We start from the raw sequence: 22,407 nt of genomic DNA, 5'->3' as shown, positions 1-22,407 counted from the left end.
GACGGGCGGGGCTAGGGTCGAGCCGTGAGCAGGATGGGTGACGTCGCGGCAGGCGGCGGGATGCGCGGAGGGGCGCGCGGCGGGAGGATCTCGAGCAGCGATCCGGACAGCCAGCGGGAGATCAACGCGGCGGCTCCGAAGGTCGACGACCTGCTCCGGCGCATCGCGGGACTCTTCCGCGACCACCGCCCCAAGCTCACGCTCACCGTGATCCTCGTGCTCGTCGGCGCCGCCCTCACGGTGGTGCCCCCGCTCCTCACCCAGCTGGCCTTCGACCGCGGGCTCTTCCCGCCCGGCGGACGCCCGAACCTCCCGGTGCTGCTCGAGCTGGTCGGCGTCATGGTGCTGGTCTGGGCGTTCTCGGCGATCCTCGGCGTCTGGCAGACCTACCTCACCGCGACCGTCGGCAACACGGTCATGGGGGAGCTGCGCATCCGCCTCTTCCGCCACCTGCAGGCGATGGAGCTCGGCTTCTTCACCCGCACCCGCACCGGCGTCATCCAGTCGCGCCTCGCCAACGACGTGGGCGGCGTGGCCAACGTGCTCACGAACACCGTCTCGAGCGTCCTCGGCAACACCGTCACCGTGATCGCGGCCGTCGTCGCGATGCTCCTGCTCTCGTGGCAGATGACGATCGTCGCCCTCGTCCTCACTCCGGTGCTCGTCGTGGCCCAGCGCCGCGTCGGCCAGGTGAGGGCGCGCATCGCGACGAAGACGCAGGAGTCGCTGTCCGAGATGACCGCGATCACCCAGGAGACCCTGAGCGTCTCGGGCATCCTCCTGGCCAAGAGCTTCGGCCGCCAGGAGTCGGAGGTGACGCGCTACGCCGACGAGAACGGCCGCCAGATCGAGCTCCAGGTGCGGCAGCAGATGTCCGGCCAGTGGTTCTTCGCGATGGTGCAGATCTTCCTCTCCGTCATCCCCGTGATCGTGTACCTCGTGGCCGCCTGGCTGATCCTCGGCGGCACCACCGTCACCGCCGGGACCGTCGTGGCCTTCACCACCGTGCAGGCGCGCCTGATGTGGCCGCTCCTGGGCCTGATGCGCGTCGCGCTCGACCTGCAGACGGCCGGAGCGCTGTTCGCCCGCATCTTCGAGTACCTGGACCTGCGCCCGGCGATCACGGACAGGGCAGATGCACGCGAGGTCTCGGGCGAGCTCGGCCGGGTCGAGCTCGACGACGTCGTGTTCCGCTACCCCGACCAGGCGGAGGACGCGCGCCCGACGCTCGACCACGTCTCGGTCGCGATCGAGCCGGGCCAGTTCGTCGCCTTCGTCGGTCCCTCCGGCGCGGGCAAGACCACCATCTCGTACCTCGTCCCGCGCCTCTACGACGTGGCCGGGGGAGCGGTGCGCTTCGCCGGTACCGACGTGCGCGAGCTGCGGCAGGAGTCGCTCGTCTCGCACATCGGCATCGTCAGCCAGGAGACCTACCTCTTCCACGCGACGATCGGCGACAACCTCCGCTACGCCCGCCCCGACGCGACGCAGGAGGAGCTGGAGGCGGCCGCCCGCGCCGCGAACATCCACGCGACGATCACGTCGTTCCCCGACGGCTACGACACGCTGGTCGGCGAGCGCGGCTACCGGCTCTCCGGAGGCGAGAAGCAGCGGCTCGCGATCGCCCGCGTCCTGCTGAAGGACCCGGCGGTCCTCATCCTCGACGAGGCGACCAGCGCCCTCGACACCGTCTCGGAGCGGATCGTCCAGACCGCGCTCGACGACGCCGCCCGCGGCCGCACCACCATCGCGATCGCCCACCGGCTCTCGACCATCGTGTCGGCCGACGTCATCCACGTCGTCGAGGGCGGCCGGATCGTCGAATCGGGCACCCACCGCGAATTGCTCGGCCTCGGCGGCCTCTACGCCTCGCTCTACGCACAGCAGACGGAGTCGGCCCTCCAGGGCTGAGCCGCGGATCGGCGGCCGGACTCCGCGGGGCTACTCGCAGCCGACGCCGTCTGAGTCGCCGGGCCCCGTGCACGACGTCGGCGGAGAGCACGTGCCCCTCCCGGTGGGGGAGGCGCACCAGTCTCAGCCGCTGTCGTGCGCGCCGGAGGCGGTCACTCCGCCGGGCGGTCCTCGAGCATCTGCTCCATCAGCGAGATCTCGGCCTCCTGGGCCTTCACGACGGAGGAGGCGAAGTCGGTGGCGACCGTCACGCGGCTCCGGGCGAGCAGCGCCTCGGCCATGTCGATCGCGCCGCGGTGGTGGGCGATCATCAGCTCGAGGAACATCCGGTCGAAGTCGCGGCCCGACGCGCTGCTGAGGGCGGTGATCTGGTCCGGTGTCGCGAGACCGGGCATGCTCGCCGGCACGACTCCGTCCTCGGTCCCCATCCCCATCGACGAGTGCTCGTCGGCGGCTCCGGCCAGGGTCGGCCGGCCCATCCAGGTCATCGAGGGCTCCGGAGCAGCCTGCGGCAGGCCCCACGAGTTCAGCCAGCCGAAGAGCTGCCCGGCCTGCTGCTGCTGGGTGAGCAGGATGTCCTTCGAGACAGTGAGGACCTCGTCGTCGGCGCTGCGCTCGCGGGCGATCATCGCCAGCTCGGCGCCCTGCAGGTGGTGCACCTGCATGTCGCGCGCGAAGCCCGCTTCGGCGCTCGCGCTCGAGGGCGTCGCGGCGGAGGCGAACGGGGCGAGCGCGCCGAAGAGGTAGCCGCCGGCCGCCCCGAGGAGGAGCGCGACCACGGCGACCGCGGCGACGAGGATCCGGCCCCTACTGCTTGCCGGGCGCATCGATCCCTCCGGTGCAGGGGGCGCCGGGCTCCGGAGCGCTCGAGGACTGCCAGAAGCGCTCGACGAAGGCGTCGATGCGGGGATCCTCGGGCGAGTCGATCGCGACCTGGGCGTCCCAGGCGCTCAGCACGATGGGCGACTCGAGGCCCTCGTAGGGCGAGACGACGGAGTAGGTGTCGGGCATCGCGGCGATCAGCGCGTCGACCTCGCTCTGCGGGAGCTCGGGGTCGTAGGTGGCCCAGACGGCGCCGTGCTCGAGGTCGTGCACCGCGTTCTCGTTCGGGACGGGCTCGTCGTAGACGCCGCAGTTCATCCACACGGCGTTGTGCGGTCCGCCCGCCGGCGGGGTCTGCGGGTAGTCGACGGCGCCGGCGACGTGGGTGGCGTCGTTGTCGAAGGTCTGCAGGCCGTCGATCTCGCGCGCCTCGACGATCTGCTGGTTCCCGAAGACGGTGACCGCGACGATGCCGCCGACGGCGAGGACGGCCAGGGCCGACAGCGACCAGATCCAGATGCGGGAGCCGCGCTTGCGGCGGTCCTGCTCGCGCTTGTAGGCCTCGAGCTTCTCCTGTCGGGCGCGGTTCTTGGCGGACATCGTGTCTTTGGGCACGGCGGCGTCTCTCGTTCTGAGGGCGGAAGGCGCCTGGGGCGGGCGCAGGCGCCTGAGAGGCGCTCTCAGAGGATAACGAGCGAGGCTTCGGATCGGATCAATGCGCGGTCAGGGGGATCTCGATGCGCCCGAGGAGCGGGCCGCTCGATCAGCGGGATGCCCAACGGGCCCGCTCGATCCGCAGGATGCGCCGCCGCTCCGCTCAGGGGGCGAAGGTGAGCCAGAGCAGCAGGCCGTTCAGGACGATGAGGAAGACGGCGGCCAGGGCGGCGGCGAGGGTGGTGAACCAGCGGTTCGTCTGGTCGCCCATCAGGCGGCGGTCGCGGGTCAGGATCACGAGCGGCACGAGCGCGAAGGGGATGCCGAACGACAGGACCACCTGGCTGAGCACCAGCGCGCGCGTCGGGTCGAAGCCGATCGCGAGCACCAGGAGCGCCGGGATCAGCGTGACCAGACGACGGGCGACGAGCGGCACCCGCACCTGGAGCAGACCGTGCATGATCTCGGCTCCCGCGTACGCGCCGACCGAGGTCGAGGCGAGGCCGGAGGCGAGCAGGCCGACGGCGAACAGGGTCGCGACCACCGGTCCGAGCGCCGCCCCGATGGCCGCGTGGGCGCCCTCGAGGCTGTCGGTCCCGGCGACTCCCGCGAGGGAGTGCGCGGCGAGGAGCAGGATCGCGAGGTTCACGGTGCCGGCGATGGCGAGCGCGATCGTCACGTCGATCCGGGTGGCGACCAGGATCCTCCGGCGCGCGCCGACGCCCTCGACGTGGCCGAAGCGGTCGCGGGCGAGCGCGGAGTGGGCGTAGATCGCGTGGGGCATGACGGTCGCGCCGAGGATCGAGGCGGCGAGCAGCACCGACTCCGAGCCCTCGAAGCGCGGCACGAGACCGGCGACGGTCGCGCCCGCGTCCGGCGGATCGACGACCACGCCGACCGTGAAGCCGACGGCGATCAGCACCATCAGCGCCGTGATCACCCGCTCGAACGGCTGCGCCCCGCCCCGCGTCTGCACGAGCAGCAGCACCAGCGAGACCGCGCCGGTGACCACGCCGCCGGCCAGCAGCGGCAGTCCGAAGAGCAGGTTCAGCGCGATCGCGCCGCCGATCACCTCGGCCAGGTCGGTCGCCATCGCGACCGTCTCGGCCTGCAGCCAGTAGGCCCGGCGGCCCCAGCGGCCGCGCAGGCGGTCGCCGAGCAGCTCGGGGAGGCTGCGGCCGGTCATCAGGCCGAGCTTCGCCGAGAGGTACTGGATGAGCCAGGCCATCAGGTTGCCGAGCACCACCACCCAGACCAGGAGGTAGCCGAACCGGGCGCCGGCCGTCATGTTGCTGGCGACGTTGCCCGGGTCGAGGTAGGCGACTCCGGCGACCAGCGCCGGGCCGAGCAGGCGGAGGAGGTGGATGTCGGCCGGACGCCGCGGCGGTGCGGCGATCGGTGAGGTCATTCGGGGTCCGTTCCGGGTCGACCGCGGCGCTCGCGGACCCCCACGATAGGGCACCGGCGCGACCGGCGGCACTCCCCTCCCGAGACCGCTCCCTGTGCCTCCGCCCACCCCCGTCACACGCCCGCAGCCGGTTGCTACGCTGGCGGGATGAGCCTGGATCGCGCCCTTCCCGCACGCCCTGAGACCGGGATGGCCTACGCCGATTCGGTGCTCGACCTCATCGGCGACACCCCGCTGGTGAAGCTGGGTCCGGTCGCGGCGGGCGTGCAGGCGACCGTGCTGGTCAAGGTCGAGTACCTGAACCCCGGCGGCTCGTCGAAGGACCGCATCGCGACCCGCATCATCGACGCCGCCGAGCGCGACGGGCTGCTGAAGCCCGGCGGCACCATCGTGGAGCCGACCAGCGGCAACACCGGCATCGGCCTCGCCCTCGTCGCGCAGCAGCGCGGCTACCGCTGCGTGTTCGTGCTGCCGGACAAGGTGGGGGAGGACAAGCGCAACGTCCTCACCGCCTACGGGGCCGAGATCGTCGTGACGCCGACGGCCGTCGCTCCGGAGGACCCCGCCTCCTACTACTCCGTCTCGGACCGCCTCGCCCGCGAGATCCCCGGCGCCTTCAAGCCCAACCAGTACGCGAACCTCAACGGACCGCTCAGCCACTACGAGACCACGGGCCCCGAGATCTGGCGCGACACCGCCGGCCGGCTCACCCACTTCGTCGCGGGAGTCGGCACGGGCGGCACCATCAGCGGCGCCGGCCGCTACCTCAAGGAGGTGTCGGAGGGCCGCGTGCAGATCATCGGCGCCGACCCCGAGGGCTCCGTCTACTCGGGCGGCGGCGGTCGCCCGTACCTGACCGAGGGCGTCGGCGAGGACTTCTGGCCGAGCGCGTACGACCCGAGCGTGGTCGACCGGATCATCGCCTCCAGCGACGCCGAGTCGTTCGCGATGACCCGCCGCCTCGCCCGCGAGGAGGGGCTGCTCGTCGGCGGATCGAGCGGGCTCGCCGTCTCCGTCGCGCTCAAGGCAGCCGCCGGTCTCGGGCCGGACGACGTGGTCGTCGTGCTCCTGCCGGACGGCGGGCGCGGCTACCTCGGCAAGATCTTCAACGACCGCTGGATGCGCTCCTACGGCTTCCTCGAGATGCGCGACGAGGGCACCGTCCGCGACGTGCTCCGCGCGAGGGCGGCGAGCGGGCAGGCCGACCTCCCGGCGCTCGTGCACGCGCACCCGACCGACACGATCCGCGACGCGATCGGCATCATGACCGAGTACGGCGTCTCGCAGCTGCCGGTGCTGACCGCCGAGCCGCCGGTCGTGATGGGCGAGGTCGTCGGAGCCGTCGACGAGCGCGAGCTGCTCGACCGCGTCTTCGCCGGATCCGCCTCGATGAACGACCCGCTCGGCGACTGCGTGGGCGATGCGCTCGCGCTGATCGGGCTCGGCGAGAGCATCACCGCCGCCCGCGCCGCGCTCACCGAGCACAGCGCCCTCCTCGTCACCGACGAGGGCAAGCCCGTCGCGGTGATCACCCGACAGGACCTCCTCACCTACGCCACGGCCTGACGGCCGCCGCCTCCGCACCTCCGACCCAGGGAGCCCGCACCATGCCCAAGAAGCAGCACTTCGACACCCGCGCCATCCACGCCGGCCAGGAGTTCGATCCGACCACCGGGGCGGTCGTGCCGCCCGTCTACATGACCTCCACGTTCGTCCAGGACGGCATCGGCGGTCTCCGGGGCGGCTACGAGTACGCCCGCTCGGCGAACCCGACGCGCGACTCGCTCCAGGAGCTCATCGCCTCGCTCGAGGGTGCGGACGTCGCCTACTCCTTCTCCTCCGGCCTCGCGGCCGAGGACACCCTGCTGCGCGCCGCCCTCGCGCCCGGCGACCACGTCGTCCTGGGCAACGACGCGTACGGCGGCAGCCACCGCCTGATCGACCGGGTGCACAGCGCCTGGGGCGTGCGCAACACGGCCGTCGACATGTCGAACCTCCGCGAGGTGCAGCGGGCGATCGTCCCCGGTGAGACGAAGATGCTCTGGGTCGAGACCCCGTCGAACCCGCTGATGACCATCAGCGACATCGCCGAGCTCGCCGACCTGGCCCACGCGCACGACCTGATCGTCGTCGTCGACAACACGTTCGCCTCCTCCGCCCTGCAGCAGCCGCTGGCCCTCGGTGCCGACGTGGTCGTGCACTCGACCACGAAGTACCTCGGTGGCCACTCGGACGTCGTCGGCGGCGCGCTCGCCCTGCGCTCGGGGCCGCTGGCCGAGAAGATCGCGTTCCTGCAGTTCGCGGTCGGAGCGATCTCGGGCCCGATGGACGCGTGGCTCACGGTCCGCGGCATCAAGACCCTCGGGGTGCGGATGGAGCGCCACTCCGTCAACGCGCAGGCGGTCGCCGAGTTCCTCGTCGAGCACCCGGCGGTGACGGCCGTGCACTACCCGGGCCTGCCCTCGCACCCCGGCCACGAGCTGGCGAAGCGCCAGATGTCGCGGTTCGGCGGGATGCTCTCGCTCGAGCTCGCGACGCCGCGCGCCGCCCGGAAGTTCGCCGAGTCGACCGAGCTGTTCCAGCTCGCGGAGTCGCTGGGCGGCGTCGAGTCGTTGATCGGCTACCCGAGCGAGATGACGCACGCGTCGGTGAAGGGCACGCCGCTGGAGGTCTCGGAGTCGCTGGTGCGCCTCTCGGTGGGCCTCGAGGACTCGTCCGACCTGATCGCGGACCTGTCGGCGGCGCTGCCGAAGAAGTAGAGGCGGGAACGCCGCCCCGCGGGGCGGCATCTCGATGGTGCGCCCGATCCGGCCCCTGCCAGGATCGGGCGCATGACCTCCTCGCGCCGCTTCGTCGACCTCAGCCACACCGTCGCGGACGGGCTGGTGACCTACCCGGGCCTGCCCGCTCCGCGCATCCGGCCGCACCTCACCCGTGAGGCGTCCCGCGCCTCCTACGCACCCGGCACCGAGTTCGCGATGGACGTCATCGAGATGATCGGGAACACGGGCACCTACCTCGACAGCCCGTTCCACCGCTACGAGGGCGGAGCCGATCTCGCCGCTCTCCCGCTCGAGACGCTGGTCGACCTGCCGACCGTCGTGGTCGACGCGACCGGAGCCACCGAACGGGGCATCGGCTCGGACGCGGTCGCGGGACTCGACGTCCGCGGCGCCGCCGTCCTCCTCCGCACCGGCTGGGACGCGCACTTCGCCACGCCCGGGTACGGCAGGGGCGCCCCCTTCCTCAGCGGCGAGGCGGCGGAGGCGCTCGTCGCCGCCGGCGCGGTGCTGGTCGGCATCGACTCGGTGAACATCGACGACACGGAGTCGGGCGGATCGCGGCCCGCGCACTCGGCCCTCCTCGCCGCGGGAGTGCACGTCGTCGAGCACCTCACCGGCCTCGGCGGGCTGCCGGCGACAGGGGCGCGCTTCACCGCCGTGCCGCCGAAGGTGCGGGGCTTCGGGACCTTCCCGGTGCGGGCCTTCGCGGTCGTCGACGAGCCCTGACCGGCGCAGGGCGCCCGGGCGCCTCCGGCTAACCTGGACCGATGCATCCCGCTCTCGCCGCCGTCGGCCGGCGCGTCCGGCCCCGCACGCGCCTCGCGGCGCTGGGCCGTCGTGTCCGTCCCCGCACGCGGCTGCGCTCCGCGGCCCGGGTCGTCCGCTCCGCCCCTCAGCGCCTCTCGGAGCGCCGCGCCGCCGTGATCGCCGCCCGGCCGATCGACCACCCCTCGCCCGCGCTCCGGCGCGAGCTGCTGCTGCTCGCCCTGGCCAACCGATTCTCCCGCCGCTCCGCAGTCGATCCGGCGGGCGAGGTCGTGGTGACGATGACCACGCACGGCGAGCGGCTGCAGCGGGTCCACGTGGCGCTCGAGTCGATCGCCCGCGGCGACGCCCGGCCCGCGCGCCTGGTGCTCTGGCTCGACGACCCGGCCCTGCACGCCGACCTGCCCGCGCCGCTGCGCCGCCTCCGCCGCCGCGGCGTCGAGATCCGCCTGGTCGACGGCTACCGCGTGCACACGAAGTACTACCCGCACCTGCTCTCGGGCCGGGCGGGGGAGCGCGACCTCGTCACCTCCGACGACGACATCGTGTACCCGCGCACCTGGCTGAGGGGCCTGCTCGACGCCCGCTCGCGCTACCCCCGCGAGACCGTGCTCTGCTACCGCGCCCACCGGGTGGGGATCGTCGACGGCGCCGTGGCTCCGTACACGAGCTGGACGCCGGTCGCCGACACGCGCGCGTCGACCGACGTCTTCGGCACCTCCGTCTCCGGGCAGCTGCTGCCCGCCGCGCTCCTCGGCGAGATCGCCGCGCACGGGGAGGCGTTCCGCGAGATCGCCCCGGACGCCGACGACATCTGGCTGCACGTGCGCGCGGTCGACGCCGGTTACCGGATCGCGCAGATCGAGCCCCGGGCCCAGCTGTTCCCGTTCGTGCCGCGCACGCAGCAGTCCGGGCTCTACCTCGTCAACTACTGGGACGGCGGCAACGACCGCCAGGCCCGCGCGGCCTACACGCCCGAGGTGACGGCGCGGATCGCGGCGGACGCCTCCGCGAGAGGGGAGGTGCGCTGATGCGCCTGCTGTTCGTGAGCAACCTCTATCCGCCCCAGGTGCTCGGCGGATACGAGATGACCTGTGCGCGCGTCGCGGAGGCGATGGCGGCCCGCGGCCACACCGTGCGCGTGCTGACCACGCCGACCTACCTGCCGCCGGAGCCCTCGGGCGTCGAGGTGCACCGCACGTTGAGCCTGCGCACCTACTTCCCGCTGCCGCAGACGGGCGGCGAGATCGCTCAGCTGCTGCACCACGAGAGCGCCGTCTCGCGGTTCGAGAACACCCGCATCCTGCTCGAGGAGCTGCGCGACTTCGCGCCGACCCACGTGGTGGCCTTCAACCTGCTCGGGATCGGCGGCCTCGCGATGATCGACCTGCTGCGGGCGGTGGAGGCGCCGTGGATGTGGAACCTCGGCGACCGCATCCCGAACGCCCTGGTCGACGGGCTGCCCGAGCGCGTGCTCCGCGTCTACGGCGCCCAGGCCCCCGACCACTTCGACCGCGGCGAGATCGTCGCGGTCAGCCGCTCCCTCGTCGACGCGATCGAGGCCGGCGGGCTGAGCCTGGGCGAGGTCGAGGTGATCGGGCGCGGAGTGTCCGTTCCCCCCGACACCGCGGAGCCGCGGCGCTACCGCGAGGGCGGGACCACCCGGTTCACGTTCGCCGCGTCGCTCGGCGAGCACAAGGGCGTCGGGCTGGTGCTGGAGGCGGCGGCGTCTCTCGCGGAGGAGACCCGCGACTTCCGCGTGGACCTCTACGGCGACGGAGACGTGGACGGCTGGCGCGCCCGGGCGGACGAGGCGGGCCTGGCCGGCCTGGTCGAGTTCCACGGAGCGACGCCGCACGCCGAGGTGCTCGCCGCGCACGGCCGCGCCGACGCGTTCCTCTTCCCGACCTGGGCCGGAGAGGCGTTCGGCGTCGCGCCGGTCGAGGCGGCCGCGGCGGGCGCCGTGCCGATCGTGACGGCGGCCAGCGGAGTAGCGGAGTTCCTCATCGACGGCGTCGACTGCATCAAGATCACCCGCTCCGCCCCGGCGCTTCTCGAGGCGATGCGGGACGTGGCGAGCGGGGCGGTGGACCTCGAGGCGCTCGGTCGGCGGGGCCGGGCCGCGGCGCGCGGACCGCTCTCGTTCGAGCGCTCCGTCGAGCTGATCGAGGCCTCGCTCGAGCGCCGCTCCCGGCCGGGCCTCGCCGACCGCCTCGCCGACACCACCCTCGAGGCCGACATCATGGACAAGGATCTGCGGGCGATGGACGTGCTCCACCGCCGCTTCTCCGGACGGGACCACGACGATGACCACTGACCACGACTTCCTCCAGGACCCCGGCTCCGCGCCCACCCGGCTCGGCCGCGGCGGCGTCGTGCTCCGCGACGCCGTGCACCGGCTGGTCGCCCCCTGGTTCGAGCAGGCGCGGCTGCGCACGGAGGAGCTGCGCGCCGAGACGGCGGCCCTGCGCGACGAGGTGGCCGGGCTCCGCGGCGAGCTGAGCGCGGTGCAGGGCGACGTCTCCGTGCTGCGCGACGAGTCGGCGGGCCTCCGGGAGGCGCTGGACGAGCTCAGCGCGTCGGTCGCGGCCGACCGAGCCTCGTCCGAGGCGGCGGGTGCGGCGGCCGCCGAGCAGGCCGCCGACACCGCGGCGGCTCTCGACGAGCGCGTCCGCGGGGCCGAGCTCGAACTGCGGGCGGTCACCCGGCGCCTCGCGGAGGCGCTCGACCGCTGAGGCGGCGAGGCCCGGTCCTCGCGGCGATCAGGCGGGGACCGCCGTCCGCGCGAGCAGCTCGGCGATACGACCGGTGCAGCCGCCGCAGCCCGTGCCGGCGCGGGTCGCCCGCCCGACGCAGGCGACCGTCCCGTGTCCCGCCGCAGCCGCATCGGTGATCACCGCCGCCGTCACGCCGTTGCACCAGCAGACCGTGGCATCGGGGGCGAACGGATCGCCGGTCGCCGCGGCGCCCGCATCCGGGGCGTCCAGACGCAGGAGGCTCGACCGGTCCGCCGGCAGCTCCGAGCCCCGCTCGAAGAGGAGGCTGAGCTCGGCGCCGACCCGGGGCAGACCCACCGAGACGAACCCGCGCAGCACTCCTCCTGCGGTCACGAGCTTGGCGTAGCCGCCGCGGGAGGGGTCAGCCCACAGCGTCACCTCGAGGTGCTCCTCGCCCGGGCGGTGCGGGTCCCACGGCTCCGGGGCCACGTCGCCTCCTGCCACGAGGTCGACGCCCTCGGCCTTCAGCATCACGACCGCCGGTCGGGCGTCGGGGACGCGCTCCTCGCCGCAGCGGCCCTCCGCCTCCGCCCGGATCCGTGCTGCGAGCCGGTCCGCCTGCTCCCATCCCGGACCGATCAGTCCGCTCGGTCCGCCGGGCACACGGCCGTCGGGCAGGGCCGAGCCGCGGGGGGCGACGTGCGCGCAGTCGCCGATCGCGAAGACGTCCGGGTCGCTCCAGCTGCGCAGCTGCTCATCGACCAGGATCCCGGTCGAGACGGCGAGCTCCGCGCCCGCGGCCAGCTCGACCCGCGCACCGACACCGCACGAGAGCACCAGCAGATCCCCCTCGATCTGCTTGCCGTCAGCGCAGACGAGCGCCTGGAAGTGCGCACGGCCGCGGTCGTCGTGCGCGAGCAGGACGCTCTCGGACCGGGCGTGCGCCACCATCTCGACGCCGGCCGCGCGGGCGGCCGCGGCCAGCATCCGGCCCCCGCCCGTGTCGAGATTGCGGGCCATCGGGATGTCGCCGTGGAAGACCACCACCACCTGCGCGCCCTGCTCGGCGGCCGCGAGGGCGAACTCGATCCCGAGCACTCCCGCCCCGAGCACGACGAGGCGCGCGCCGGAGCGCACGGACTCGCGGACCACCCGGGCGTCGGCCAGGTCGCGCAGCGCCACCACCCGCTCCGGGAGGGGCCGGGAGCCCGCGTCGAGCGACTCCGGATCGGCGGCGCGCACCGTCCGCTCGCGTCGGGACCGCTCCATCCCGGCGAGGGTCGGCACGTTCGCCCGGGCGCCGGTGGCCAGGACGAGGCGGTCGTAGGGCAGCCGCTCGCCGTCGTGCAGCCGCACGACGTTCCGCGCGCGGTCGATCCCCACGACGGCCGCTCCCAGGCGCAGGACGACGCCCGCCGCCTCCGCCGCCGTCCGGTCGCCGAGGTCGAGGCGCTCGCGGGTCGCCCGGCCGACGGCGTACTCCGCGAGCAGGACACGGTTGTACGGGTCGTCGCTCTCGGCGCCGACCACCGTCAGCGCGACCAGACCGGCCCGCACGGCCGGCAGCAGCTCCTCGACGAAGCGCGAGCCGACGGGGCCATAGCCGATCAGGACGATCCGCTCGGGAGGTGTCTCAGGCATGTGCCGTCCCTTCCGCGCGGACCCAGACCCGCGTGCGCTTGAACTCGGGCATCGACGACACCGGGTCCACGACGGCCTCGGTGAGGAGGTTCGCGCACTGCTCACCCGCGTAGTGGAAGGGCAGGAACACCGTGTCGTGGCGGATGTCCGCGGTGACGCTCGCGCGGGCGCGGACCACGCCGCGCGCGTTCCCGATCGCCACAGGTGCTCCGTCGCGGACGCCGAGCCGGGAGGCGGTCGCCGGGTGGATCTCGAGCCGAGCCTCGGGGCGGGCCGCATCGAGCTCCGCGACCCGCCGGGTCTGGGTGCCCGACTGGTACTGCTGGAGGTAGCGGCCGGTCACGAGGGTCAGCTCCTCGCCGCGGTCCACGACGACGGGGACGGCGGGGATGACGGCGACCAGGCGCGCCCGGCCGTCGGGGTGCCCGAAGCGCTCAGCGAAGAGGCGCGGCGTCCCCGTGCCGCCCGCTGGGTAGGGCCAGTGGGCGGCGATCCCGGTGTCGAGCAGGGCGTGCGAGAGGCCGGAGTAGTCGGCCACGCCTCCCGCGGACGCGCGGGCCAGCTCGTCGAACACCTCCGAGGGGACCGCCGACCAGCTCGAGGGGGCGTCGAGACGGCGCGCCAGCTCTCTCATGATCCAGAGCTCGCTGCGCACTCCTGCCGGCGGGTCGATCGCCCGGCGGCGGCGGAGCACCCGGCCCTCGAGCGAGGTCATCGTGCCCTCCTCCTCCGCCCACTGCGGCACCGGGAGCACCACATCGGCCAGCGCGGCGGTCTCGGAGAGGAAGAAGTCGCAGACGACCAGCGTGTCCAGGGCCTCGAGCCCGGCGCGGACGGCGTCGGCGTCCGGGGCCGAGACGACCACGTTGGAGCCGTGCACCAGCAGGCAGTGCACGGAGCGTCCGAGCTCGGCGAGCAGGGCGGTGGCGGGCAGCCCTGGGCCCGGGATCGATTCGGGCGTCACGTCCCAGACGGCGGCGACGTGGCGCCGCGCCTCCGGATCGCGGATGGAGCGGTACCCCGGGAGCTGATCGGCCTTCTGTCCGTGCTCGCGTCCGCCCTGGCCGTTGCCCTGACCGGTGAGTGTGCCGTACCCCGACCCCTCGCGACCCACCAGGCCGAGCACGAGAGCGAGGTTGATCGCGGCGGTCGCGGTGTCGGTGCCGTCGACGTGCTGCTCGACCCCGCGGCCGGTCAGCACGAACGACCGCCCCGCGGCGAGCCGGCGCGCGAGGGAGCGGAGGAGCGTGGTCGGCACGCCCGTGACCGCGGACGTGCGCTCCGGCCACCACGCCGAGACGCTGCGGCGCACCGCCTCGGCGCCGGTCGTGCGCGCGGCGAGGTAGGCGGTGTCGGCGAGGCCCTCGGCGAAGACCAGGTGGATCAGCCCGAGCAGGAGCGGCAGATCCGTCCCGGGAGCGGGCTGCAGATGCGTGCCGGCGCCGTCCTCCGTCAGCCGCGCGGTGGCCGAGCGGCGCGGGTCGACGACCACCAGGCCGCCCCGCGAGCGGGCACCGGCGAAGTGGGCGAGCAGCGGCGGCATCGTCGCGGCGACGTTCGAGCCCAGGAGCAGGATCGTGTCGGCGTCGTCGAGGTCGGACACCGGGAACGGCAGTCCGCGATCGACGCCGAAGGCGCGGTTGCCGGCCGCCGCGGCCGAGGACATGCAGAAGCGGCCGTTGTAGTCGATCCGGGAGGTGCCGAGAGCGATTCGAGCGAACTTCCCGAGCTGGTAGGCCTTCTCATTGGTGAGGCCCCCGCCGCCGAAGACGGCCACCGCGTCGGCGCCGTGCCGCGCCCGGACGCCGCGCACCGCCGCGGCGACCGCGTCGAGCGCCTCCTCCCACGACGCCTCCGCGAGGACGCCGTCGGCGCCGCGCAGCAGCGGGGAGACCAGTCGCTGTCCGCTCGCCAGCAGCTCGACGGAGGTCCAGCCCTTGGCGCAGAGCCCGCCCCGGTTCGTCGGGAACTCCCTCCCCTCGACCGCCAGGGGCACGGGGCCCGCCGCGGGTGTCAGCGTCATCGCGCACTGCAGGGCGCAGTACGGGCAGTGGGAGTCGGTCGGGGCGGGTGCGCTCATCGTCAGATCCGGGTCCCCGTCTTCGCGGCGAGGCGGAGGTAGACGCCGGCCGTGATCGCGAGCATCACCGCGTAGGCGCCGACGAACCAGCCCAGCGCCGTGGTGTAGTCGCCGAACTCGGTCTTGGAGAAGCCGAGCAGCTGGGGGATCACGAAGCCGCCGTAGGCGCCGATCGCCGAGATCAGGCCGAGCGCCGCGGCGGACGTGCGCTGGGCGCCGATGCCGTCGTCGCCGCGCTGGCGGGCGCGGAGGGCGAACACCGTGGGGATCATGCGGTAGGTCGCGCCGTTGCCGATACCGGCCGCCGAGAAGAGCACGAGGAAGCAGGCGAGGAAGAGCCAGAAGCTGCCGAGCGGCAGTGTCGCGATCACGCCGAGGATCCCGGCGCCCATGGCGACGAAGGCGAGGACCGTGACAGGCGCTCCGCCGAAGCGGTCGGCCAGACGGCCGCCGGAGGGGCGGGACAGCGAGCCCACCAGGGAGCCGAGGAACGCGAGGCCGACCGTCGCCGAGCCGACGGCGAAGCCGGAGAACTCGGGGAAGGTGTCGGCGATGAGCTTCGGGAACACGCCGGCGAATCCGATGAAGGACCCGAAGGTGCCGATGTAGAGCACGGCCAGCAGCCAGAGGTGCGGCTCGCGGAGCGCGGCGAGGGAGGCGGCGACGTCGGACTTCGCGGTCGAGAGGTTGTCCATGCGCTTGGCGGCGCCGATCATCGCCACGACGATCAGGGGGACCCAGAGGAAGCCGGCGATCGGCAGGTTCAGCGTGGCCGCGGCGCCGACGGTGATCGCGATCGGCACGACGAGCTGCGCGACGGAGGCGCCCAGGTTGCCGCCCGCGGCGTTGAGCCCCAGAGCCCAGCCCTTCTGCGCGTGCGGGTAGAAGAAGGTGATGTTCGCCATCGAGCTGGCGAAGTTGCCGCCGCCGAAGCCGGCGAGCGCGGCCACCAGGAGCATGACGCCGAACGGGGTCTCCGGATTCGAGACCGCGATGCCGAGTCCGACGCTCGGGATCAGCAGGAGGCCCGCCGACACGATCGTCCAGTTGCGGCCGCCGAAGCGGGGGACCATGAACGTGTACGGGATCCGCAGGGTGGCGCCGACGAGGCTCGGCATCGAGATGAGCCAGAAGATCTGCCCGGTGTCGAAGGCGAACCCGGCCGCCGGCAGCGAGACGACGACGACCGACCAGAGCTGCCAGACGACGAAGCCGAGGAACTCGGCGAAGATCGACCACCTCAGATTGCGAGCGGCGACGGAGCGTCCCTCCGCCTCCCACTGGGCGGGGTCCTCGGGGTTCCAGCCGTCGATCCAGCGGCCCGGCCGTCGGATGATGCCGGTGGATGTGGCGGCGGTCGTGGGGACGGTGGTCGGGGGTGCAGCAGTCATCGTGGTCCTCCGGAGGGTGGGCGGCGCGCGCGAGGGCGCGCTCGGGACGGGGAGGTGGAGCGGTGGTGGTGCGGGGAGGAGGCGTCAGGCGTTGCGCCCGAACAGCTCCGAGACGATGTCGACCAGCTCGCGGGCGGGCGGATCGACGGCGGTGAGGAGGGGAGCGGAGGCGAGGTCGGCCCCCGCGGAGGCGGCCAGGCCGGCGAAGTAGCCGGGCGCGAGCAGGTAGGTGGCGACCACGACGCGCGCGCCGGGGTGGGCGGCGCGCTCGGCGGCGACCGCCTCCGCGATCCGCGGCTCGGCGGCCGAGATGAACGAGGTGCTCACCTCGCGGCCGAGCTCGGCGGCGAGGAGGCGGCCGGTGGTCCAGCAGTCCGCGACGGCACCGGCGTCGCTCGAGCCGGCAGCGGCGAGCACGACGCGGTCGCCGTCGTCGAGCCCTGCCTCGTGGAGCCGGCGGGCGAGCACGCGCGCCAGGCGGGGATCGGGTCCGAGCGCGCCCGAGACCCGCACCGGCCGCTCCGCCTCCGCCGCGGCCTCGGCGAGGTCGACGTGCACGTGGTAGCCGGCCGAGAGCAGCAGCGGCACGACCACCGCCGGCCGGCCCGGCTCGAGAGAACCCAGGGTCGCGGGGACGTCGGGCTGCTGCACGTCGACGAAGGAGTCGAGCACGTCCAGCGCCGGGTTGGCCCGGCGGACCGCCTCGACCAGCGCGGCGACGGCACGCCTCCCGTCGTCGTCGGAGGTCCCGTGGGACGCGGCGACCAGAGCGGTCCGCTGGGCGACCTCGATCGTGCCGTCGCTCTCGCGCACCTGCCAGGTGGCGAGGTGCAGCTCCGCTCGTGTGAAGCAGGCGCCGGTCTCGAGGTCGAAGACGTCCTTGTGCAGGGGGGAGGCGATCGTGGGCCGCTGCACCCCGTCGACCAGACGCGAGCCGACGATGCCGCGTGAGAGCACGGCGGCGCCGGTCGCGGGGTCGAGGTTCGAGACGGCCCGCACCCGCCCGTCGGGCAGGAGGAACAGGGCGAGCTGCACACCGCCGACCAGGGCGGCCTCGCCCCAGAGCGGCTCGAGGTCGCCGACGGCGCAGACCGGCACCCAGGTGGTGGCGGTCGCGGGGGCGAGCCGATCGAGGAGGGTCATCGCTGCGCCTTCTTCCTGCGGGTGGGCCACCGCATCCGGTCGGACGCGATGAGGCAACGGTAGGGATCGCGCGTTTCGTGCGAGCACGCCTCCGGTGTCACGGGCGTAACGAAGCCCTCACGGCCTGCGGCGCTCGCCGAGAGGCGCGCGTCACACGCTGTTACACAGGGGCAACGGCGGGGAAACGGGCCGTCCCTACGGTGGACGTCATGACTCCTGGAGCGAACCCCGCCGCCCGGCCCCGACGCGTGCTCGTCGTCGGAGCGGGACCCGCCGCGCACCGCCTGGTCGACGCGCTCGTCGCCCGGGCAGGCGACGAGGCGCTGGAGATCACCGTCCTCGGCGAGGAGGTGCACCGTCCCTACGACCGCGTCGCACTCTCGAAGCGCCTCGACGGCGAGCACGACCTGACTCTGGGCGACGGCGCTCTGTGGGAGTCGGCGCGGCTGATCACCTCCTCCCGTGTCGTCGCGATCGATCCCGACCGCCTGCGCGTCGAGCTCGCGGACGGCCGCTCCCTCGAGGGCGACGAGATCGTCCTGGCGACGGGCTCCTCCGCCACGGTCCCGCCGATCGAGGGCGCCGAGCACGGCCGCGTCTACCGCACGCTCGAGGACGTGGACGGGCTCGTCGCCGAGCTCGCCGCGTTCCGCGCCCGGCGCGGCCGCCCCGCGATCGTGGTCGTGGTCGGCGGCGGTCTGCTCGGCCTCGAGGCGGCGGGAGGCGCTCACCGTCTCGGTGCGCGCACCGCCCTCGTCCACTCCGGCCGCTGGCTGATGAGCGCGCAGCTCGACGAAGGCGCCGGGCAGGCCCTCGGCCGCATCATCTCGGCGCAGGGGATCGCGCTGCACCTCGGCAACCGGCCCACCGCGATCCTCACCTCGCCGACAGGGACGGTGCTCGGCGTCACGCTGACCGACGGCAGCAGCATCAGCGCCGATCTCGTGGTCTTCTCCATCGGGATCACGGCGCGCGACGAGCTCGCCCGGGCGGCCGGGATCGAGGTCGCACCGCGCGGAGGCGTGGTCGTCGACGAGGCCTGCCGCACCAGCAGGGCGGGAGTCTGGGCCATCGGCGAGGTCGCCGCGATCGACGGCCGCACCGTCGGGCTCGTCGCACCCGCCAACGCGATGGCGGAGGTTGTCGCCGACCGGATCCTCGGCGGCGACGCGACCTTCCCGGGGGTCGACGACGCCACCAAGCTCAAGCTCTCGGGCGTGGAGGTCGCCAGCTTCGGCGACGCCCTCGGCACCACGGAGGGAGCGCTCGAGGTCGTCTACGCCGATCCGGCCCGCGGTCTCTACCAGAAGGTCGTCGTCTCGGACGATGCGCGCACGCTGCTCGGCGGGATGTTCGTCGGCGACGCGGGCCCCTACTCCTCCCTCCGCCCGCTGCTGGGGCGCGAGCTGCCGGCCGAGCCCGGCGCCTACCTCGCGGCGGCGGGGGCGGAGGCGCCCTCGGGCGACCTTCCGGACGACGCCCAGGTCTGCTCGTGCAACAACGTCTCGGTCGGCGAGGTCCGCCACGCGATCGGCGAGGGGTGCACCGAGCTGGGGCCGCTCAAGGCCTGCACCCGCGCGGGCACCCAGTGCGGATCGTGCGTGCCCCTGGTGAAGAAGCTGCTCGACACGGAGCTGATCCGTGCGGGCGTCGAGGTCTCCCGCGCCCTCTGCGAGCATGTGGCGCTCAGCCGCAGCGAGCTGTTCGAGTCGGTCCGCATCCTCGGGCTGCACTCGGCCGAGCAGGTGATGGAGCGCTTCGGCTCCGGGCTGGGCTGCGACGTGTGCAAGCCGGTGATCGCCTCCGTCCTCGCCACCCAGACGAACGCCTACATCCTCGACGGCGGCCAGGCGCCGCTGCAGGACACCAACGACCGCGCCCTGGCCAACATGCAGAAGGACGGCACCTACTCCGTCGTCCCGCGGATCCCCGGAGGCGAGATCACGCCGGCGAAGCTCAAGGTGATCGCCGAGGTCGCCGAGCAGTACGGCCTCTACACGAAGATCACCGGCGGGCAGCGGATCGACATGTTCGGCGCCCGCCTCGAGCAGCTGCCCGAGATCTGGCGCCTCCTCGTCGACGCCGGCTTCGAGTCGGGTCAGGCGTACGGCAAGTCGCTGCGCACGGTCAAGTCGTGCGTCGGATCGACCTGGTGCCGCTTCGGAGTCCAGGACGCGGTCGGGATGGCGGTCTTCCTCGAGGAGCGGTACCGGGGTCTCCGCTCGCCGCACAAGTTCAAGCTCGGGGTCAGCGGCTGCGCCCGCGAGTGCGCCGAGGCGCGGGGGAAGGACATCGGCGTCATCGCGAGCGACCTCGGCTGGAACCTCTACGTCGGCGGCAACGGCGGCTACCAGCCGGCGCACGCCCAGCTGCTCGCGCAGGACCTCGACGACGAGACCCTGGTGCGCTACATCGACCGCTACGTCATGTACTACGTGCGCACGGCCGAGCGGCTCCAGCGCACCGCCCGCTGGCAGGAGGAGCTCCCCGGCGGACTCGAGCACGTGCGCGAGGTGGTCTGCGAGGACTCGCTCGGCATCGCCGCCGAGCTGGAGGCCGCCATGGCCACGCACGTCGACACCTACGTCGACGAGTGGGCGGCGACCCTCGCCGATCCCGACCGGCTCCGCCGCTTCCGCTCCTTCGTGAACGCCCCGGACACCGCGGATCCGCGCGTCGCGACCGTGCGCGAGCGCGGGCAGGTCCGGCCCGCCGGCCGGGACGAGAGACCGGACGGACCCGTGCTGGTCGCGGGGCCGAGGATCCCCGTCGGTCCGGCCGGGATCGGATCGGACTCGTGATGCAGCTCTCCCTCGACCTCGCCGGACGCCGTGTGCTCGTGATCGGCACCGCCTCCGGGACCCGCCGCGTGCTCGCCCGCTACCGAGCCGCCGGCGCACTCGTCGAGCGGCACGAGGCGGAGGACGCGCTCACCCCGGCGCCCCCGGCCCTGATCGTGTGGGTGGAGGGGCCGGCGCCGCTCCGAGCAGCGGCGGCCGAGCTCTGCCCCTGGATCGTCGACGAGGCCCCCGCGCCGACCCGGCCGGTCGGGCACGTCAGCATCGTCGGCGGCGGCCCCGGCGATCCGGATCTGATGACCCTCGCCGCCCGCCGCGCCCTCCGCGACGCGGACGTGGTGCTCTACGACCGGCTCGGTCCGCACGAGGGCCTGGCCGAGTGGGCGCCCGGCGCCGAGCTGATCGACGTCGGCAAGACGCCGGGTCATCACGCGGTGCCGCAGCACGAGATCGAGCGGCTGATGATCGAGCGGGCCCTCGCGGGTCTGGACGTCGTGCGCCTGAAGGGCGGCGATCCGTTCGTGTTCGGCCGCGGGTCGGAGGAGGTGCGCGCGTGCCGGCTGGCCGGCGTCGGCTCCACGGTCGTCCCCGGAGTGACCAGCGCGATCTCGGTGCCCGCCGCCGCCGGGATCCCGGTCACCCATCGCGAGGTCAGCAGGGCCTTCACCGTGGTCTCGGGCCATGCGCCGTTCAGCGAGCAGGAGCTCGGCCATCTGGCCGGGCTGGGCGGGACGATCGTGGTGCTGATGGGCGTGAACACCCTCCCGCACCTCGTCGCCGGGCTGCAGCGCGCGGGGATGCGCGCCGACACGCCCCTCGCGATCGTCGAGCGGGGCTGGTCGCGCGACCAGCGCACGACGGTCTCGTCGGTCGGCGGAGTGCTCGGCCTGCTCGCCGAGCTGGCACCGCGCTCGCCCGCCGTGATCGTCATCGGCGAGGTGGTCCGGCAGGCCGCGTGCCATGATGCGGGGGACCCCGAGAGCATCGCCCGAGCGGTCGATGCACTGACCGCGTGAGATCTCGAGGGGGCCGAGCATGACCGGCACCGATCCCGACGCCGCCGTGGGGTTCCGACCCGACCAGCTGGACGGCTTCCGCATCGGGGTCACCTCCGACCGCCGCTCCGAGGACCTGATCGCCGCGTTCGAGCGCCGCGGTGCCGCCGTGACGCACGCCCCCACCATCCGCATGCGCGGCGTCGACACCGAGGGCGCGCTCGAGGAGGAGACCCGCGCCATCGTCGCCGCCCGTCCCGACGTGCTCCTCGCCACCACCTCCTACGGCCTGCGGCGCTGGCTCGAGGCCGCGGACGCCGCGGGGATCGAGCTGGCCGACGCGCTGTCCTCCGCGCGGATCCTCGTCCGCGGGCCCAAGGCGCGCGGAGCGATCCGTGCGGCGGGTCTCGACGACCACGGGATGAGCGAGCGCGAGACGACCACCTCCCTCGTCGACCTGGCTCTGCGCGAGGGCGTCGCCGGCCGCACGATCGCGGTGCAGCTGCACGGATTCACCGACCCGGCTCAGCTGCAGCGTCTCCGCGACGCCGGCGCCCGGGTGCTCACGGCCGCGCCCTACCGTTGGAGCGTGCACGAGGACTCCGCCCGGGTGCTGCGGCTGATCGACGCGGTCTGCGGAGGGGGCATCGACGCCGTCACCTTCACCAGCGCGCCGGCGGTGGAGGCGCTCTTCACGGTCGCGGAGGCCGCGGGCCGCCTCGACGACCTCCAGGCGGCCTTCCGCGAGACGGTGGTCGCCGCCGCCGTCGGCCCGGTGACCGCAGCACCCCTGGTCGAGGCAGGGATCCTCCCGGTCGTGCCGGACCGGTTCCGGATGGGCGCGCTCATCCGCCTGACCTGCGAGCACCTCGAGCAGGCGTCGCCCCGCATCGAGACGGCCTTCGGCACTCTCGAGCTCCGAGGCCGGCACGCGGTCCTGGCCGGGACCCGGGTGGCGCTGACCCCGGTCGCGCTCGCGCTGTTCCGGACTCTCGTCGCCGCCGAGGGCGCGACCGTCGCGCGTCACGTCCTCGCGGCCTCCGCGCCGGAGGCTCTCGACGACCACGCGGTCGACGTCGCCGTCAGCCGCCTCCGTCAGGCCCTCCCCGAACCGCGGCTCGTGGCGACGGTGATCAAGCGCGGCTACCGGCTCGCGACCCCGCTCTGAGCGGCGGCGCAGTGCGGCTGCGGCCCTCTCCACGCGCGTTCGCGCGGCTCCAGGGGTCGATCGGAGGAGGCCGCGACTCCGCTCGTTCGGCACACGCCGCTCACCACGAGTGGACGCGCGACGGGGGCGAC

The 22,407-nt window shown here is 73.9% G+C and carries 17 protein-coding genes; 10 read left to right on the top strand and 7 right to left on the bottom strand.

The genetic code is table 11. The annotated features are described in order from the left end of the window. Positions 1-33: 33 nt before the first annotated feature. Positions 34-1,911 (top strand): ABC transporter ATP-binding protein, encoded by a 1,878-nt coding sequence (locus tag C5D09_RS15020; RefSeq protein WP_104247708.1) that lies wholly within the window; start codon positions 34-36, stop codon positions 1,909-1,911. Between the two features lie 152 nt (positions 1,912-2,063). On the opposite strand, the gene C5D09_RS15015 is transcribed toward C5D09_RS15020, so the two are convergent. The 3 genes from C5D09_RS15015 to C5D09_RS15005 form a co-directional block, all read right to left on the bottom strand. Next, positions 2,064-2,738: a DUF305 domain-containing protein gene (locus tag C5D09_RS15015; RefSeq protein WP_104224341.1), complete on the bottom strand. Its 675-nt coding sequence runs from the start codon at positions 2,736-2,738 to the stop codon at positions 2,064-2,066. After that, on the bottom strand, positions 2,719-3,348 hold the full coding sequence (locus tag C5D09_RS15010; protein ID WP_244230507.1) for a DUF3105 domain-containing protein: 630 nt from the start codon (positions 3,346-3,348) through the stop codon (positions 2,719-2,721). The genes C5D09_RS15015 and C5D09_RS15010 overlap by 20 nt, the downstream gene beginning before the upstream one ends. Positions 3,349-3,550: 202 nt before the next feature. Next, complete coding sequence (locus tag C5D09_RS15005) at positions 3,551-4,795, bottom strand: Nramp family divalent metal transporter (RefSeq protein WP_104227179.1); 1,245 nt, start codon at positions 4,793-4,795, stop codon at positions 3,551-3,553. 189 nt (positions 4,796-4,984) lie between these two features. On the opposite strand from C5D09_RS15005, the gene C5D09_RS15000 reads away from it, so the two are divergent. The 6 genes from C5D09_RS15000 to C5D09_RS14975 all read left to right on the top strand — a co-directional run bounded on the left by C5D09_RS15000 (position 4,985) and on the right by C5D09_RS14975 (position 11,078). Next, positions 4,985-6,361, top strand: a complete 1,377-nt coding sequence (locus tag C5D09_RS15000) for a cystathionine beta-synthase (RefSeq protein WP_104269658.1) — start codon at positions 4,985-4,987, stop codon at positions 6,359-6,361. A 41-nt stretch (positions 6,362-6,402) separates the two neighbouring features. Beyond that, positions 6,403-7,554: a cystathionine gamma-synthase gene (locus C5D09_RS14995; RefSeq protein WP_104224345.1), complete on the top strand. Its 1,152-nt coding sequence runs from the start codon at positions 6,403-6,405 to the stop codon at positions 7,552-7,554. Between the two features lie 72 nt (positions 7,555-7,626). Beyond that, positions 7,627-8,304, top strand: a complete 678-nt coding sequence (locus C5D09_RS14990) for a cyclase family protein (RefSeq protein WP_104261750.1) — start codon at positions 7,627-7,629, stop codon at positions 8,302-8,304. A 41-nt stretch (positions 8,305-8,345) separates the two neighbouring features. Continuing rightward, the gene (locus tag C5D09_RS14985) at positions 8,346-9,374 is read left to right on the top strand and encodes a glycosyltransferase (protein WP_104269657.1); all 1,029 of its coding nucleotides are present in this window, start codon (positions 8,346-8,348) and stop codon (positions 9,372-9,374) included. Next, the gene (locus C5D09_RS14980) at positions 9,374-10,660 is read left to right on the top strand and encodes a glycosyltransferase (protein ID WP_104224348.1); all 1,287 of its coding nucleotides are present in this window, start codon (positions 9,374-9,376) and stop codon (positions 10,658-10,660) included. The genes C5D09_RS14985 and C5D09_RS14980 overlap by 1 nt, the downstream gene beginning before the upstream one ends. Next, on the top strand, positions 10,650-11,078 hold the full coding sequence (locus C5D09_RS14975; RefSeq protein ID WP_104247711.1) for a hypothetical protein: 429 nt from the start codon (positions 10,650-10,652) through the stop codon (positions 11,076-11,078). The genes C5D09_RS14980 and C5D09_RS14975 overlap by 11 nt, the downstream gene beginning before the upstream one ends. A gap of 27 nt (positions 11,079-11,105) precedes the next feature. On the opposite strand, the gene C5D09_RS14970 is transcribed toward C5D09_RS14975, so the two are convergent. The 4 genes from C5D09_RS14970 to nirD form a co-directional block, all read right to left on the bottom strand. Further along, complete coding sequence (locus tag C5D09_RS14970) at positions 11,106-12,701, bottom strand: NAD(P)/FAD-dependent oxidoreductase (RefSeq protein WP_104269656.1); 1,596 nt, start codon at positions 12,699-12,701, stop codon at positions 11,106-11,108. After that, a complete protein-coding gene (locus C5D09_RS14965; protein ID WP_104269655.1) occupies positions 12,694-14,781 on the bottom strand; it encodes a molybdopterin oxidoreductase family protein in 2,088 nt (695 codons plus the stop codon). Before C5D09_RS14965 ends, C5D09_RS14970 begins: the two co-directional genes overlap by 8 nt. Positions 14,782-14,783: 2 nt before the next feature. Continuing rightward, on the bottom strand, positions 14,784-16,172 hold the full coding sequence (locus tag C5D09_RS14960) for an MFS transporter (protein WP_104224352.1): 1,389 nt from the start codon (positions 16,170-16,172) through the stop codon (positions 14,784-14,786). A gap of 84 nt (positions 16,173-16,256) precedes the next feature. Then, complete coding sequence (nirD, locus tag C5D09_RS17960) at positions 16,257-17,315, bottom strand: nitrite reductase small subunit NirD (RefSeq protein ID WP_104224353.1); 1,059 nt, start codon at positions 17,313-17,315, stop codon at positions 16,257-16,259. 209 nt (positions 17,316-17,524) lie between these two features. Here nirD and nirB point away from each other — a divergent pair, with 209 nt between their 5' ends. Genes nirB through C5D09_RS14940 form a run of 3 tightly spaced genes read left to right on the top strand, consistent with a single transcriptional unit; the run spans position 17,525 to position 22,276 of the window. Next, positions 17,525-20,116 carry a nitrite reductase large subunit NirB gene (gene nirB, locus C5D09_RS14950; protein ID WP_104227192.1) on the top strand — a complete coding sequence of 864 codons (2,592 nt, stop codon included), beginning with the start codon at positions 17,525-17,527 and terminating at the stop codon, positions 20,114-20,116. Continuing rightward, on the top strand, positions 20,116-21,129 hold the full coding sequence (gene cobA / locus C5D09_RS14945) for a uroporphyrinogen-III C-methyltransferase (protein ID WP_104227191.1): 1,014 nt from the start codon (positions 20,116-20,118) through the stop codon (positions 21,127-21,129). Before nirB ends, cobA begins: the two co-directional genes overlap by 1 nt. A 19-nt stretch (positions 21,130-21,148) precedes the next feature. Beyond that, entirely contained in the window at positions 21,149-22,276 is a 1,128-nt protein-coding gene (locus tag C5D09_RS14940; protein WP_104238252.1) for a uroporphyrinogen-III synthase, read from the top strand. Positions 22,277-22,407: the final 131 nt, after the last annotated feature.

The sequence above is a fragment of the Rathayibacter sp. AY1C9 genome (assembly GCF_002932315.1).
In the GTDB taxonomy this organism is placed as follows: domain Bacteria; phylum Actinomycetota; class Actinomycetes; order Actinomycetales; family Microbacteriaceae; genus Rathayibacter.
Note: the sequence above shows the minus strand (reverse complement) of the source record. Positions and strands in the feature narration are given on the sequence as shown.

What these genes read in the sequence shown, in the direction of transcription:
- C5D09_RS14980 (WP_104224348.1), top strand. Translation starts at nt 9,374, where the DNA reads ATGCGCCTGCTGTTCGTGAGCAACCTCTATCCGCCCCAGGTGCTCGGC.
- C5D09_RS14965 (WP_104269655.1), bottom strand. Translation starts at nt 14,781, where the DNA reads ATGAGCGCACCCGCCCCGACCGACTCCCACTGCCCGTACTGCGCCCTG.
- C5D09_RS15005 (WP_104227179.1), bottom strand. Translation starts at nt 4,795, where the DNA reads ATGACCTCACCGATCGCCGCACCGCCGCGGCGTCCGGCCGACATCCAC.
- C5D09_RS14970 (WP_104269656.1), bottom strand. Translation starts at nt 12,701, where the DNA reads ATGCCTGAGACACCTCCCGAGCGGATCGTCCTGATCGGCTATGGCCCC.
- C5D09_RS15000 (WP_104269658.1), top strand. Translation starts at nt 4,985, where the DNA reads ATGGCCTACGCCGATTCGGTGCTCGACCTCATCGGCGACACCCCGCTG.
- C5D09_RS14940 (WP_104238252.1), top strand. Translation starts at nt 21,149, where the DNA reads ATGACCGGCACCGATCCCGACGCCGCCGTGGGGTTCCGACCCGACCAG.
- C5D09_RS15020 (WP_104247708.1), top strand. Translation starts at nt 34, where the DNA reads ATGGGTGACGTCGCGGCAGGCGGCGGGATGCGCGGAGGGGCGCGCGGC.
- nirD (WP_104224353.1), bottom strand. Translation starts at nt 17,315, where the DNA reads ATGACCCTCCTCGATCGGCTCGCCCCCGCGACCGCCACCACCTGGGTG.
- nirB (WP_104227192.1), top strand. Translation starts at nt 17,525, where the DNA reads ATGACTCCTGGAGCGAACCCCGCCGCCCGGCCCCGACGCGTGCTCGTC.
- C5D09_RS15015 (WP_104224341.1), bottom strand. Translation starts at nt 2,738, where the DNA reads ATGCGCCCGGCAAGCAGTAGGGGCCGGATCCTCGTCGCCGCGGTCGCC.
- C5D09_RS14985 (WP_104269657.1), top strand. Translation starts at nt 8,346, where the DNA reads ATGCATCCCGCTCTCGCCGCCGTCGGCCGGCGCGTCCGGCCCCGCACG.
- C5D09_RS14975 (WP_104247711.1), top strand. Translation starts at nt 10,650, where the DNA reads ATGACCACTGACCACGACTTCCTCCAGGACCCCGGCTCCGCGCCCACC.
- C5D09_RS14995 (WP_104224345.1), top strand. Translation starts at nt 6,403, where the DNA reads ATGCCCAAGAAGCAGCACTTCGACACCCGCGCCATCCACGCCGGCCAG.
- C5D09_RS14990 (WP_104261750.1), top strand. Translation starts at nt 7,627, where the DNA reads ATGACCTCCTCGCGCCGCTTCGTCGACCTCAGCCACACCGTCGCGGAC.
- C5D09_RS14960 (WP_104224352.1), bottom strand. Translation starts at nt 16,172, where the DNA reads ATGACTGCTGCACCCCCGACCACCGTCCCCACGACCGCCGCCACATCC.
- cobA (WP_104227191.1), top strand. Translation starts at nt 20,116, where the DNA reads ATGCAGCTCTCCCTCGACCTCGCCGGACGCCGTGTGCTCGTGATCGGC.